This window comes from Psychrobacter sp. Marseille-P5312 (genome assembly GCF_900291405.1).
Lineage (GTDB): Bacteria > Pseudomonadota > Gammaproteobacteria > Pseudomonadales > Moraxellaceae > Psychrobacter > Psychrobacter celer.
The window spans coordinates 231,864-245,162 of record NZ_OLML01000001.1 but is presented as its reverse complement, the minus strand read 5'-3'; the positions used below and the strand labels follow the sequence as shown (position 1 = coordinate 245,162).

13 protein-coding genes are annotated in these 13,299 nt (G+C 47.9%); 7 read left to right on the top strand and 6 right to left on the bottom strand.

Annotated features, from left to right (window positions below):
• The first annotated feature begins 165 nt into the window (after positions 1-165).
• From C6W44_RS01075 to adk, 5 genes are all read left to right on the top strand, one after another.
• Positions 166-2,193 carry a heme lyase CcmF/NrfE family subunit gene (locus C6W44_RS01075; RefSeq protein WP_105243876.1) on the top strand — a complete coding sequence of 676 codons (2,028 nt, stop codon included), beginning with the start codon at positions 166-168 and terminating at the stop codon, positions 2,191-2,193.
• A 4-nt stretch (positions 2,194-2,197) separates the two neighbouring features.
• Entirely contained in the window at positions 2,198-2,857 is a 660-nt protein-coding gene (locus tag C6W44_RS01070; RefSeq protein ID WP_105243875.1) for a DsbE family thiol:disulfide interchange protein, read from the top strand.
• A complete protein-coding gene (locus tag C6W44_RS01065; RefSeq protein ID WP_105243874.1) occupies positions 2,854-3,417 on the top strand; it encodes a cytochrome c-type biogenesis protein in 564 nt (187 codons plus the stop codon). The genes C6W44_RS01070 and C6W44_RS01065 overlap by 4 nt, the downstream gene beginning before the upstream one ends.
• The gene (gene ccmI / locus C6W44_RS01060) at positions 3,414-4,694 is read left to right on the top strand and encodes a c-type cytochrome biogenesis protein CcmI (RefSeq protein WP_105243873.1); all 1,281 of its coding nucleotides are present in this window, start codon (positions 3,414-3,416) and stop codon (positions 4,692-4,694) included. The genes C6W44_RS01065 and ccmI overlap by 4 nt, the downstream gene beginning before the upstream one ends.
• Before the next feature lie 232 nt (positions 4,695-4,926).
• A complete protein-coding gene (gene adk / locus C6W44_RS01055; protein ID WP_172953130.1) occupies positions 4,927-5,580 on the top strand; it encodes an adenylate kinase in 654 nt (217 codons plus the stop codon).
• Between the two features lie 206 nt (positions 5,581-5,786).
• Here the strand turns inward: adk and secB are convergent, their stop codons facing one another.
• The 4 genes from secB to rsgA all read right to left on the bottom strand — a co-directional run bounded on the left by secB (position 5,787) and on the right by rsgA (position 8,885).
• Positions 5,787-6,239 (bottom strand): protein-export chaperone SecB, encoded by a 453-nt coding sequence (gene secB, locus C6W44_RS01050; RefSeq protein ID WP_075100642.1) that lies wholly within the window; start codon positions 6,237-6,239, stop codon positions 5,787-5,789.
• 230 nt (positions 6,240-6,469) lie between these two features.
• Positions 6,470-6,733 carry a glutaredoxin 3 gene (gene grxC / locus C6W44_RS01045; RefSeq protein WP_075100643.1) on the bottom strand — a complete coding sequence of 88 codons (264 nt, stop codon included), beginning with the start codon at positions 6,731-6,733 and terminating at the stop codon, positions 6,470-6,472.
• Positions 6,734-7,175: 442 nt separating this feature from the next.
• On the bottom strand, positions 7,176-7,631 hold the full coding sequence (locus tag C6W44_RS01040; protein ID WP_093068718.1) for a rhodanese-like domain-containing protein: 456 nt from the start codon (positions 7,629-7,631) through the stop codon (positions 7,176-7,178).
• Positions 7,632-7,781: 150 nt separating this feature from the next.
• Complete coding sequence (rsgA, locus tag C6W44_RS01035; RefSeq protein WP_105243872.1) at positions 7,782-8,885, bottom strand: ribosome small subunit-dependent GTPase A; 1,104 nt, start codon at positions 8,883-8,885, stop codon at positions 7,782-7,784.
• A 207-nt stretch (positions 8,886-9,092) separates the two neighbouring features.
• Here rsgA and orn point away from each other — a divergent pair, with 207 nt between their 5' ends.
• On the top strand, positions 9,093-9,680 hold the full coding sequence (orn, locus tag C6W44_RS01030) for an oligoribonuclease (protein WP_105243871.1): 588 nt from the start codon (positions 9,093-9,095) through the stop codon (positions 9,678-9,680).
• A 131-nt stretch (positions 9,681-9,811) separates the two neighbouring features.
• Here the strand turns inward: orn and C6W44_RS01025 are convergent, their stop codons facing one another.
• Together C6W44_RS01025 and C6W44_RS01020 are read right to left on the bottom strand one after the other, a co-directional pair.
• Positions 9,812-10,660, bottom strand: a complete 849-nt coding sequence (locus C6W44_RS01025) for a UDP-2,3-diacylglucosamine diphosphatase (protein ID WP_105243870.1) — start codon at positions 10,658-10,660, stop codon at positions 9,812-9,814.
• A 57-nt stretch (positions 10,661-10,717) separates the two neighbouring features.
• On the bottom strand, positions 10,718-11,233 hold the full coding sequence (locus C6W44_RS01020) for a peptidylprolyl isomerase (protein WP_105243869.1): 516 nt from the start codon (positions 11,231-11,233) through the stop codon (positions 10,718-10,720).
• A 241-nt stretch (positions 11,234-11,474) separates the two neighbouring features.
• Here C6W44_RS01020 and C6W44_RS01015 point away from each other — a divergent pair, with 241 nt between their 5' ends.
• Positions 11,475-13,202, top strand: coding sequence for a glutamine--tRNA ligase/YqeY domain fusion protein (locus C6W44_RS01015; RefSeq protein ID WP_105243868.1), 1,728 nt, complete (start codon positions 11,475-11,477; stop codon positions 13,200-13,202).
• Positions 13,203-13,299 lie beyond the last annotated feature (97 nt).

The window sequence follows — 13,299 nt, the reverse complement described above, 5'->3', positions numbered from 1 at the left end:
ATGCATCACGACAATAGTAGCGAGTTTTACAGCTTCTATAGCCATTAAAACCGCCGTTTTTAACCGTAAACTATGACCGCATAAAGGACTATTTCGCGTTTGCCAGGGGCCAAAAGGCTATTGGCGAATCCTTAATTGTATCCAAGGTAAACAAGGTTAGACCGTATGTTAATCACAGAATTGGGTTATTTTGCCTTGCTGGCCGCCTTTATATTGGCGATTTTGCAGGTGGTATTACCAACCGTTGGCGTCATGCGCGATCACGTTGCTTGGCAGCGTCTCGCGCCCAGTCTCGCGTGGGCACAGTTTGCTGCCATGATTTTTTCATTTGTTGCATTGATGGCAGGCTTTTATTTCAATGACTTTAGTCTCGTCTATGTCACGCAGCACTCTAATACTTTGTTGCCTTGGTACTATAAACTCTCGGCGACATGGGGCGGACACGAAGGCTCGCTCTTGTTGTGGATGACCATCATGGCCACGTGGTGCGCGCTGGTCTCCTATTTTAGCCGTGGCTTACCGTTGTCGATGCGCGCGCGGGTACTCGTGATATTGGCCGGTGTGCAGGTCATGATGCTGGCGATGCTGATTTTTACCTCGTCGCCATTTGATCGTACCTTGCCCAATCTGCCCGTAGATGGGGTAGATCTCAACCCACTTTTGCAGGATTTTGGGCTGATCATTCACCCACCGATGCTGTATATGGGCTATGTAGGCTTAGCGGTGCCATTTGCTTTTTGTATGGCGGCATTGTGGGAAGGGCGTTTGGATGCAGTATGGACACGTTGGTCGCGTCCATGGGCGCTAGCGGCTTGGGGGTTTTTGACCGTTGGTATCGCTCTTGGCTCTTGGTGGGCGTATTATGAGCTTGGCTGGGGCGGCTGGTGGTTTTGGGATCCTGTAGAAAACGCCTCACTCATGCCGTGGCTGGCTGGTACGGCTTTGCTGCATTCGCTGGCGGTGACCGAAAAACGCGGGGTCTTTAAGGCTTGGACGATCATGCTGGCTATTTTTGCCTTTGCGCTGAGCTTGCTTGGTACTTTTTTGGTGCGCTCAGGGGTGATTACCTCCGTGCACTCATTTGCTGCCGACCCCACGCGCGGGCTGGTGGTTTTGATGATTCTTGGTATCGTTGTGGGCGGCGGCCTGTTGATGTTTGCGGTGCGCGGTTGGCGCTTGACGGTTGAGAGTCAGTATCAGCTGATCTCACGAGAGTCGTTTTTGGTGATTAACAACGTTATTATTTTAATTGCTACCTTGGTGGTATTGCTGGGTACGCTATATCCGATTATCGCTGACTCCTTTAACCTCGGTCAGGTCTCTGTCGGCCCTCCGTACTTCAACGCGCTGTTTGTGCCACTGACGTGGCTGCTGCTCATCGCGATGGGTATGGGCTCAAACATTCGCTGGAAAAAAGACAGCCGTCCGCTCTTGGGCGCTGGCATGGTGATTGCCGCAAGTAGTCTGGTACTGGCTGCGATTATCACCTACTTTACTAGCCCCTCTGCCATGCTCAATATTGGCGTGACATTGGCGATTAGTTTTTGGGTGTTGTTTTGGATGGTCGTTGATTTCAAGGATAAAACCAAAAACGCCCCGAGTCGTCTGCAGGGGCTGCGCCAGCTGCGTCTGAGCTATTGGGGGCAACAAACCGCGCATATTGGTGTCATCATTGCTGTCATTGGTGTGGCCTTTACCAGCACGCTCAGCATCGAGCGTGATGTGGCACTAGGGCCAAACGAGAGCGTCCATGTCCAAGGCTATGACTTTACGGTTAAGGACTTTCGCGAAGTCAAAGGCAGTAACTTTGATGCTACTCAAGCTGAAGTATTGGTCAGCAAAGATGGGCGCGATGTCACAACTTTGTATCCTGAAAAACGTAACTATATCATCAGTATGATGCCAATGACCGAAGCTGCCGTTGATGCTAGCCTCATGCGTGACGTCTATGTGGCGCTTGGTGAGCCTATCGCCGCTGACAGTAACGAATGGGCAATTCGTATCTATGTGAAGCCACTGATTCGCTGGATATGGCTAGGCGCAATCATCATGGCGTTAGGTGCGCTGCTCAGTATGCTTGATAAGCGTTATCGTTTTAATAAAGACAAGACACCTGCGCAAGTCGCTGCCAAAAAATCAGGCTTTGCCACGGTTGCCGACTTGGACACACCAGCACCAAAGAGAGGGGCGTAAACACATGAGCTCATCCAATCATTCCTCTGAAAATAGCATCCAAAAAACCTCTGTACAGGGGTCTAAAACCATGAACAAAAAGCAGCTAAAAGTATGGTTCTTGATTCCGCTGATTGTGTTTATCGGCTTACTCGTTATGCTGTATATGCGTCTGGGTAAGCCCACAGATATCGTGACCAATACGGCGCTTGAGCGTCCGGTGCCGCCTTTTGAGTTGCCATTATTGTCAGACACCAGCCGTATCATGACCAACGACAATTTGCCCGATCAGCCGTTTTTGCTCAACGTTTGGGGCTCTTGGTGTCCCACTTGTATTATCGAGCATCCTTTTTTGATGCAGCTAGAGGAGCGCGGTGTCAACTTGGTGGGCGTCAACTACAAAGACGATATCGGTGATGCGCTCAGCTATCTCAACCGCGGCGGCGATCCGTTTTTGATGTCTATTCAAGATTTATCTGGTCAATTTGCTTTGGATTTGGGGTTGACCGGTGCGCCTGAGACCTTTGTGGTCGATGGGAAGGGTGTTATTCGCCAGCATATTATTGGGGAGGTAAACGAGAGCAATTGGCAAAGCCGTATCACCCCTTGTCTTATGGTGCTCAATGACGCCAATGATAAAAACATCAGCCCAGATCCAGCTCAAGTTGCGGAGGCATGTAAATGATGGCCAATCACTTATCTACCCTGATACTGAAGCTAGCAGGCGTTGTCCTAGCGTGCTTGCTCAGTAGCGTAAGTTACGCGGCGATAGAGGTATATGATTTTGACTCTGTACAACAAGAAGCCCAATACCGAGGGCTAATCGAAGAGCTGCGTTGCCCGAAATGTCAAAACCAAAACTTGGCCGGCTCTGATGCACCGATCGCTCAAGATTTAAAGCAAAAAACCTACGATATGGTAAAAGACGGTCGTAGTGATGGTGAGATTCGCGCTTATATGCAAGAGCGCTACGGCGATTTTATCAGCTACAAGCCACCTGTACGTCCATCGACATGGATTTTATGGTTTTTTCCGCCATTGCTACTGATTGTATTATTGATAGGGTGGTTTTGGCAAAGCCGTCGCCGTCAGCTGGTAGCGAGCGGTCAGAGTAGAGTGACGGTAGATAATACCGCCTCGGAGCTGACTGTCGCCGAAAAAGCCGAACTTGATCGTCTGCTATCGCGTGCCAATAGCACCGATAATGACGCTCATGACACCACAAGCCCCGAGGACAAAAAATGACCATATTCTCTACTGCTGGCTTATTTATTGCTCTAAGCTTACTGATTGCCTTACTCCTTGCTGTTATTACCATCATGCCATGGCTGCGCGCCACGCGTACATCAGGCACTTCTGTGGACAACCAGCTACTAGATATCAACGTGGCGGTGTTTCGCGAGCGTCTGGCAGAGCTAAAAACAGACAAAGACAGTGGCACCATCGATGATGCTCACTACCAAAACCAAAAGCTTGAGCTTGAGCGGCAACTATTGGATGCCCAGCGTGAAGTCACGCCGATGGTCACCCCTGGTATCAAAAGCCGCTTGATCCTCATGGTTTGGGTGCCTGTATTGGCTGCGCTGGCGTATCTGATGGTGGGTGACCGAACGCCTGTGTTTGATCTGTGGACGGCCGAAGACAAGGTCGGAAAAGTCGCTGATGATTTGTTGACTGGCAAAATCGATCAGCCACCTGTATGGGCAATCGAAAACGGCCAGCAGCTTATCAGCGCGATGCAGACCAATGTCTATCGTCATGCTGATGACCCCAATCGCTGGATGCGTTTATCTGAGCTGTTTTTGTCATTAGAAGCGACAGACTCGGCGCTAGAGGCATTATCACGCGCTTATCGCTTATCGCCTGATAACGAGGAGATTGCGACGACCTATGCACAGATCAGCTTCTTTGCCAATAAAGGCCAACTAGACGCCACCAGTCGCCGCGTCTTGCAGGACGTGCTGGCCAAAAACCCAAGCCACGAAGGCGCGCAAATGCTGATGGCCATGGGTGAGGCGCGTAGTAATAACTTTGAAGAGGCGCAAGGCTGGATTAAACGTCTGCGGAGCAGTATCGCGGCCAAACCTGGCGACCATACAAAAGCCTTAGCCAGCCTAGATGAGCTCAGCGCCAATGTCAGCGCGCAGCAGCAGCAAGCCTCAGAAGGGGTAGAGGTAAGCATTAGAATCAGCGCTAGCCTGTTGCCACTTGTCAAGGCAGACGATGTACTTTTTGTGGCGATACGTGATGTCAACGGTGGGCCGCCATTTGCCGCCAAGCGCTTACCGATCAGCGTGATCAAACAAGGCGAGGCAACTATCAGTCTAAGCGATCTCGATGCGATGATGCCTGAACGCACCTTGCAATCGGCGCGTGCAGACAAGGTACAGCTGGCAGTGATCGCTCGTATCAGTCATAGCGGCACCGCGACGGCTGAGTCAGGCGACTTGTCTGGCAACCCTGTGGTCATTAGTGCCGATCAAAATCAGGCCAATGTTGAAATCAATCAACAAATTCCCTAGTATTTATAACGGTTGTTAGTAGCGACTACTACCTGCTCAGTAAGCGCGCTGTCGTCGTCACAGCAGCGCGCAACTGCATTATATGAACAGAGAAGTCATTGCGACTTTTTACTGCAGATAATGAAAATACTTGAGCTTTGTCAAGCCACAAGGTAAGGTAGCTTAGCAACCAACCAATCCCTAAGTATTTATTAGTCCCAAAATCCTACCTATTAAGGAGAGTTGTGTAATGATGCGTATTATTTTGCTAGGTCCACCAGGCGCCGGTAAAGGTACCCAAGCCCAGTTTATTTCTAAAGAGTATGATATTCCGCAGATCTCAACTGGCGATATGTTGCGAGCAGCAATCAAAGAAGGCAGTGAGCTTGGCAAACAAGCCAAAGACATCATGAATGCTGGTGGTTTGGTATCTGACGACCTTATCATTAACCTAGTGAAAGAACGTATCGCCAAGCCTGACTGTGCCAATGGTTGTATCTTAGATGGTTTTCCACGTACGATTCCACAAGCGCAAGCGCTGGCTGATGCGGATGTTGCAATCGACCATGTCATCGAAATCAGCGTACCTGATGACGAAATCGTCAAGCGTTTGTCTGGCCGTCGCCAGCACCCAGGCTCAGGCCGTGTTTACCACGTCGATCACAATCCGCCAAAGGTCGAAGGTATCGATGATGTAACGGGTGAAGCGCTGATCCAGCGTGAGGACGATCAAGAATCAACCATTCGTGATCGCCTAGCGACGTATCATCAGCAAACCTCAGCGCTGGTAGATTTTTATCAAAACAAAGCGGCTGAAGGTGGTGATGCGCCGAACTACGATAAGTTTGACGGCACGCAAGCGATTGATGATGTCAAACAACAAATCTTAACGGCGCTAAAGGGTTAATCTTGTTATAAGATAACCGATGCCGTGATTGAAAGCCCTGTTTCTTAGCAGGGTTTTTTTGTGGCTGATACGCATTCATATAGCCATGCCCGTACAACCCTGCCCACACACAACCATACTCATAAAAAAAGCCGCTTACCTATGATAAGTAAGCGGCTTTTAATACGCATTTTGCACAACAGCTTTCTGCTTTAGCAGCTTACTGCTTATGCATTACCTTGCGCATCAACTTGTGCTTGCTGCTGGCTTTGTGCGTAGGCTTGGTCAAAGTTTACAGGAGCGAGCAGTAACTGCGGGAAGCTACCACGTGTGACGATGTCGCTGATGACTTCGCGTGCATAGGGGAATAGCACATTTGGGCAATAAGCGCCTAGAATTTGACCGATTTGGTCTTCTGGAATGTCTTTTAATAAGAAAATACCCGCTTGATGCACCTCAGCGATAAATGCAGCTTCGCCTGCATTTTTTGCAGTCACGCTGACGGTCAAGACGATTTGATAATGATCGTCGTCTAGCTTTTCTGCGTTGCTAGAGAGATTGATGTCAAGCTCTGGGTTCCACTCTTTGGTAAATACGCTCGCGCCTGGCACCTCAAGTGACATGTCTTTTACATAAATGCGCTCTAGTGCCAATTGTGGTTGTGCTTGTTCTTCAGCCATGATAATTCCTCTAAAATTAGATCAAATGATTGGGCAAGTTATGATTAAAAATACTACAACAAAAGCTTCGTCATAAAAGCCTTATGGCAATAGTAGCCTAGATTGAATCAAAAAGACCAATCTCGCCGTTTTATCACACGCATTGCATAACACCGTGTTTTATTTTGCCGCTGCTTATCATTACACAGCTGATGACAAACCGCAAAACAAGGTTGCAAAAAACTTGTAAATTAACCAGCCAATAGCTCGTCAAGCTTGCCTTGTTGGTTCAGTTGATTGAGCTCATCAAAACCGCCGACAAAGGTATCACCCACAAAAATCTGTGGCACGGTGCGATAGTTATTGGTCTTTTGCATCAATGCGCGGCGCTCTTCGCTCGTCATATCGTGCATACCGATTTCTTCATAATCGACGCCTTTGGTTTTTAGTAGTTGTTTGGCGTTAGAGCAGTACGGGCAGATAGGCGTGGTATAAACTTTGACAGATACAGTCATGATAAATCCTTATTGGTCAGTATGGTCGTCAGTAATGACTTTATTATAAAAAACTACGCATAAAAAATATGAATAAAAAGTGGAATGCTTAACAGACCCTAGTGATTATAAAAAATACGATAAAAAATTATGTGATAAAAATGATGATTATCAGTTACTCACAAGTAAACGTGCGAGGTATTGGGTCGGGCTTATTAGTACAGTGGGGATGTGTCAGGCAAATTCAAGCGGGATGGGCCAAAAAGGCGCTGCTTAACCAGCAAGGCCGCTAAAATTTTACTTGCGTGCTGCGTTCCCAGAGGCTGCGCAACCTACGTTTAAAAATAGCATCCCAGTAGCGCTATATTCTTTTTAGAGTACATCGACTATATACCACATAAAAAAAGACACCCAAATGCGGTGTCTTTTTGATGGTTACTGATACTAAATAATGCAGCACCAGCTATTTGTGCAATGACGGCTTGGCCTTGCCTTTGGTTTTTGACTTAGCATCTTTTAGGCCAACGAGTGGCATACCAGCTGCCTGCCAGCCGCCAATGCCACCTTCTAAGCGATAAACGTCATCTTTGCCAATCATTTGAATGGCTGCGCCTGCCTGTACGCCCATGTCGCAGATGATGACCACTGGCTGCTGGATGGCGCGGATTTCTTCTAGGCGATCTTTTAGCTCAGTAAAAGGTATGTTGCGGCTGCCTTGAATATAGCCGGTCAAAAATTTCTTTTTGGCGCGAATATCGATCAGCTGCGCGTTTTGCGAGTTCACCATCATACCAAGCGTGTTGGGCGATATTTTTCTACCACTACGTTTGTTTTCGATGGTAAAAAACAGTACAGCAAGTACGGCTAATATACCAAACAAAAACGGGTGGTTGCCCACAAATTCTAGCGCACGATCCAAACCATACCTCCAAAAAATAAGTGTTCTATTAAGCCGAGAAGATAGCTCAATGATTTTGAACAAGGCGCTATTATACCGATTAGGTCATCTATAGTAAATGTATGATGAGCAACCTACGTTTTAATAATGCTGATTTGATACATAGCGTTATTAATAGGGCTTGGTATCAGCCTCTTCGCTCAAGGTCACCAGGTTTTCGACTCGGCGCTGTAGCACATCACCATCAGCTACCGCTTGCCATAATGCGCAGCCTTTGCTGTTATGAGTGTGACGACAGTCACGGAACTGACAATCACCAGCGAGCGGGGCAAGCTCAATAAAGCCTGAAATAATATCATCAGGAGTCAGATGCCAAATCCCGTACTCACGAATGCCAGGCGTATCGACGATGCCGCCCTCGGTCAAGTCCTCTGGATTAAAAGGCAATAAACGACTGGTGGTGGTGGTATGCTGGCCAAGTTTCGAGTTTTCGGAGATGACGTTGACCATTTGCCCTGACTCAGGCAACAGCGCATTGATAAGACTGCTTTTACCGACGCCAGATTGTCCAGCAAAAATCACCAGCTTTTTATCTATATGACGCTTGAGCTCATCAAGACCTGTTTGGGCGTCGCTAGCGGCGATGTTTTCAGGACAGTCAACCGACGTCAGTACGCTCTCGTAACCAAGAGCCGCGTATTGAGTCAAAAGCTCTCTGGTATCGACGCCGTCTTCTTGTGCGAGTAGGTCGGCTTTGTTCAATACCAATAGCGGCTTGACGCCCGCGTGATGACAGACCACCAAATAGCGATCGATCAGGGACGCCGCCGCCGCTGGTAGTGGCGCAAACACAATCGCCAAGATATCGATATTGGCAGCGACAGGTTTGAGCTTATGATACCGATCTGGGCGTGAGACAAGAGAGGTACGCGGTTTGACCGATTCGATACGGCCAAAGCCGGTATTGGGGTCAGCTGTCCAGCGTACGTGGTCGCCTGCCGCCAGCATAGGCAGGTTGGTACGCACATGACAGCGCCATATATCGCCCAACTCCAGCGCTTGCCAAAATGGCTCAGGATCATCAGGCGCAATCTCTGGCTGCACCGGTAGCACCGCAGGCAAGCTGGTGATTTGTACCTCTAGCTGCTTGCCATAATGCGCCATGACCACGCCATCCATCAAACTGTCATCGAGGCTGTCTTGACTGTCGAGCTGCTGTTTGTCAATGCGACGAATCTGTTGTTTAGTCAGTTTGCGTTGCCGTATTAATGCCATGGTTTTGACCTATTATAAAAATATTGCTAAGTGTAGCGTGAAAATTTGCTAACATACAGCCTAAACCGTCCGTGGCAGATAGTGGTTTTGTAATATCAGGGCTGATTTGGCACTGTTAAATCCCAAGCCCTCATCTTGTCACCGTAGATAAAACGGCACTTTTTATATAACAACTTGCTCCAAACATTATTGACCATAGGATATTTTATGACTACCGGCGACCATCCCAATAAAATTAAGATCAAAAGTCAAGGCAAAAAAGGGCTGGTATGGATTGACTTAGAGATGACCGGACTTGATACCTTAAACGATGAGATTATCGAGATTGCCACTGTCGTCACTGACGAAGATTTAAACGTCCTTGCAGAAGGGCCGGTGTTTGCGATTAAAGTATCCGATCAGGTATTAAACAAAATGGATGACTGGAACACCAAGCAACATGGTCAGTCAGGTCTGATCGATCGGGTGCGCCGTAGTAAGGTGACGCTGGCAGAGGCTGAAGCGGAAACCATTAAGTTTTTGAATAAATGGGTCGATAGCGGTAAGTCGCCGATGTGCGGTAACTCGATCTGTCAAGATCGTCGCTTTTTGGCGCGGCAAATGCCAGAGCTGGAGCGGTTCTTTCATTATCGCAACCTTGACGTGTCATCGATTAAAGAGCTGTGCTTTCGCTGGCGCCCTGATATCTTAAAAAACTTTGAAAAGGGCGGCAGCCATCTCGCGCTAGATGATATCCGTGACTCTATTCGTGAGCTAAAGCATTATCGTCAGCACTTTTTTAAACTGATGCCTTAATAAGATTGATAAGTTAAGCTCGACAAGTAATGAGCCTGCACTTAATAAGTGAATAGCCAATTATAAAGGGTCTGCTAACTAGTTAGCGAACCCTTATTTTATGACATCGTTTGGTTTGTAAAAAAAAGAAGCTAGACCAGTGAGCTAAATTCAACCAGTTCAAATTTGGCTTTATTGCTATCTGAGTGTGCATTAGCGATCATCACACCAATCACTGCGCTGACGGTTGGTTTACGGGCATCTTTATTTAGCAGCCGCCAGTCACCCAGCACGTAGCGTTTTTTATCTGTCGTTGCTTGATGGATATCTGGACGATGGGTATGACCATGTAGCAGCGCATCGCTATCGCTATTAGCCACGGCTTGTATTACCGCCTCATCGTTGACATCCATAATGTGAGCGGCTTTATTGGCATTGTTTTGTTGGCTTTTTTGGCGCATTTTTTCCGCGATAGCCAAGCGTTTTTCTAGGGATTTATTCAGCAGGTACCACTGGGTTAGACGATTGCGCATTATTTTACGAAAAAACTGATATTTTTTATCATCGGTACAGAGCGCGTCGCCATGCTCGAGACGGTAGTGTTGCTGCCCGATGGTTAACATATGCGGCTCATCAATCAGCTCCCCGCCAAACAGGTTGCAAAACGGCTGACCCAGCAGAAAATCACGATTGCCATGCATCACTAATATCTCACAGCCATTGATGCGCAGTTGTTTTAATTTAGCGATAAGCGGGGTGAGCCAGTGGGTTTGGCGCGCGGCATCTGATAACGTCAAATAAGCGTCATCACCGATCCAGACTTCAAACCAATCGCCTAAGATAAATAAGCGTTTGAGGACGGGCAGGGCCAGACAGTCATCAAGTAGCGCCAAAAAAGCCTGCACTAAGGCAGGCTCCTCTGGCGATAAATGCAAATCGCTGATGAATACTTGCCGCACCTCATGTGGGCGGGTCGTTATCAGATGATTAAACGTTTGCATTTATCATAATCCTTGTCGTCTATTGTCAGACTATCAGTAACACTTACTTATCACGACCTACTGAGAAACGATGGTCGCAGAGTTGATAACGATAGGCTCTTTTGGCACATCAGCATGCATGCCGAACCGACCGGTTGGTACGCCGCGCATTTTGTCGATGACATCCATACCGCTGGTGACTTTACCAAATACTGTATAACCCCAGCCTTGCATGTTTTTGCCAGAGTGGTTGAGGAAGTCATTGTCTTTGACATTGATAAAGAATTGGCTGGTCGCTGAATGCGGATCTTGCGTACGCGCCATGGCGATAGTGCCTTTGTCATTCTTTAGGCCATTGTCCGCTTCGTTTTCGATAGGAGCATTGGTTGCTTTTTCATTCATCTCAGCGTCCATACCGCCGCCTTGAATCATAAAGCCATCGATGATGCGATGAAAAATTGTGCCGTCATAATGGCCAGATTTTACGTAGTTTAAGAAGTTTTCTACGGTTTTTGGTGCTTTTTCTTCGTTGAGTTCGATGACGATCGCACCCATATTGGTGTCTAGTTGTACTACTGGCGGCATGTCTACCATGTGATATTCCTTTTTTGATTGCAGCGCCTTAAATGACGCTGTCAAGTGGTGGTTAAAAGTGGGTGGTTAAAAAGTTATGGCTAGTCTAACGGCTTTTTTGTCGTCTGTCATGTATCAGGCTGTTAATGGCTTTGCAAAAGCTGATAGAATAACGCAACGTTATCTTTTATCAGTCTTTTTTAATTTATCATTTTTGAGCGTGGCAACACGCGCTGAATACTTGCGCTAGGAGCAATGAGTAATGAGTGAGCACTCAAGCAATAATGCACAAAAAAACGACTTTATTCGTAATATCATTCGTGATGATATTAAGGCGCAAAAATACCCCCAAATCGTAACGAGATTTCCCCCTGAACCAAACGGCTATTTGCACTTGGGTCATGTCAAATCAATCTGTCTAAACTTTGGTATTGCTGAGGAGTTTGGCGGGGTCTGTAATTTGCGTTTTGATGACACCAACCCAACGGCAGAAAAACAAGACTTCATCGACAATATCGAAAACGATGTCAAATGGCTTGGGTTTGAGTGGGCAGGCGAGGCGCATCATGCCTCAGGTTATTTTGATCAGCTCTATGCGTGGGCGGTGCAGCTTATCGAGCAGGGCGACGCTTATGTGGATTTGCAGTCGCCTGAACAAATCCGCGACAACCGCGGCTCATTTAATGAGGCAGGTACGCCATCACCGCAACGTGATGCCAGTGTCGCAGAAAACTTAGCGCGCTTTAATGAGATGAAAGACGGCAAGTTTGCCGAAGGCGAAGCGGTGCTACGTGCCAAGATTGATATGGCCAGCCCAAACATGAACATGCGTGACCCTGTCATCTACCGCGTCATGCACCAAGCGCATCATCAAACCGGCGATAAATGGTGCATCTATCCGATGTATGACTTTGCCCATCCGCTCTCTGATGCGCTCGAAGGCATCACCCATTCGTTGTGTACACTAGAGTTTGAAGACCATCGTCCGTTTTATGATTGGGCAGTAGAAAAAATCGGCTTTGAGGTGCCGCCGCATCAGTATGAGTTTAGTCGCTTAAATGTCGACCACACCATGACCAGTAAGCGCAAGCTCAAACAGTTGGTCGATGAAGGGGTGGTAAGCGGCTGGGATGATCCGCGTATGCCGACTATCGCGGGCATGCGCCGCCGTGGTTATACGCCAGAGGGTCTGCGCGATTTTTGTGAGCGCGTTGGCGTGACCAAAGTCGACAGCGTTGTTGATTTTCGTCTATTAGAATTTAGCATTCGTCAATCACTCGAGACGACGACCGCGCGCGGCATGGCGGTGCTTAAGCCGTTAAAAGTGACGATTACTAACTTTAGCGATGCGGTTAGCAGCTGGGAGTCACAAAAGGCCGATAGCGTCAATGCGCGCTGGGATGAAGACGCTCAGACTCTATGGCTCAAGCAGCCAAAACATCCTAACGTCGATATGGGTGAGCGTGAGATTCCCTTTACCGAAACCCTTTATATCGACCAAGGCGACTATGAGATTGAGCCGCCAGCCGGTTATAAGCGCCTGTCACCAGCAAAGCCAGAAATCCGCCTGCGTAACACTTATGTGCTGGCCGTGACTGAACACATTACTGACGATGCTGGCAATGTGACCGAGCTAAAAGCGACGATTGATCCTGCGACATTGGGCAACAACCCTGAAGGCCGCAAAGTCAAAGGCGTGATTCATTGGGTATCAGCCAGCCTTGGCGTGCCTGCGACCGTGCGTATGTATGAGCAGTTATTTAGTGTCGAGGACCCAGGTAGTGCCAGTGATGTGCATCAAGTACTCAATCCCAATTCATTGACTGAGCTTGCAGCAGTGGTTGAGCCGTCACTTGCCAACGCAGATGCTGGCACGCGCTTTCAGTTTGAGCGTGAAGGCTACTTCATCGCCGATAGCGAAGAGCACACCAGTGACAAGCCGGTATTTAACCAAATTGTCAGCTTACGCGACAGTTATAAGCCAGCTTAATGCATAGCCTTTGAGCTTGCCCTTAGGGCTTAACGTCAAATTATTATGTCAAATCATTGTCCTTTTAGACTTACCCATCTCTAGTGCGCTAGGGGTG

What these genes read in the sequence shown, in the direction of transcription:
- C6W44_RS01065 (WP_105243874.1), top strand. Translation starts at nt 2,854, where the DNA reads ATGATGGCCAATCACTTATCTACCCTGATACTGAAGCTAGCAGGCGTT.
- ccmI (WP_105243873.1), top strand. Translation starts at nt 3,414, where the DNA reads ATGACCATATTCTCTACTGCTGGCTTATTTATTGCTCTAAGCTTACTG.
- C6W44_RS01025 (WP_105243870.1), bottom strand. Translation starts at nt 10,660, where the DNA reads ATGCAAACGTTTAATCATCTGATAACGACCCGCCCACATGAGGTGCGG.
- C6W44_RS01020 (WP_105243869.1), bottom strand. Translation starts at nt 11,233, where the DNA reads ATGGTAGACATGCCGCCAGTAGTACAACTAGACACCAATATGGGTGCG.
- adk (WP_172953130.1), top strand. Translation starts at nt 4,927, where the DNA reads ATGCGTATTATTTTGCTAGGTCCACCAGGCGCCGGTAAAGGTACCCAA.
- C6W44_RS01070 (WP_105243875.1), top strand. Translation starts at nt 2,198, where the DNA reads ATGAGCTCATCCAATCATTCCTCTGAAAATAGCATCCAAAAAACCTCT.
- C6W44_RS01075 (WP_105243876.1), top strand. Translation starts at nt 166, where the DNA reads ATGTTAATCACAGAATTGGGTTATTTTGCCTTGCTGGCCGCCTTTATA.
- secB (WP_075100642.1), bottom strand. Translation starts at nt 6,239, where the DNA reads ATGGCTGAAGAACAAGCACAACCACAATTGGCACTAGAGCGCATTTAT.
- orn (WP_105243871.1), top strand. Translation starts at nt 9,093, where the DNA reads ATGACTACCGGCGACCATCCCAATAAAATTAAGATCAAAAGTCAAGGC.
- C6W44_RS01015 (WP_105243868.1), top strand. Translation starts at nt 11,475, where the DNA reads ATGAGTGAGCACTCAAGCAATAATGCACAAAAAAACGACTTTATTCGT.
- grxC (WP_075100643.1), bottom strand. Translation starts at nt 6,733, where the DNA reads ATGACTGTATCTGTCAAAGTTTATACCACGCCTATCTGCCCGTACTGC.
- rsgA (WP_105243872.1), bottom strand. Translation starts at nt 8,885, where the DNA reads ATGGCATTAATACGGCAACGCAAACTGACTAAACAACAGATTCGTCGC.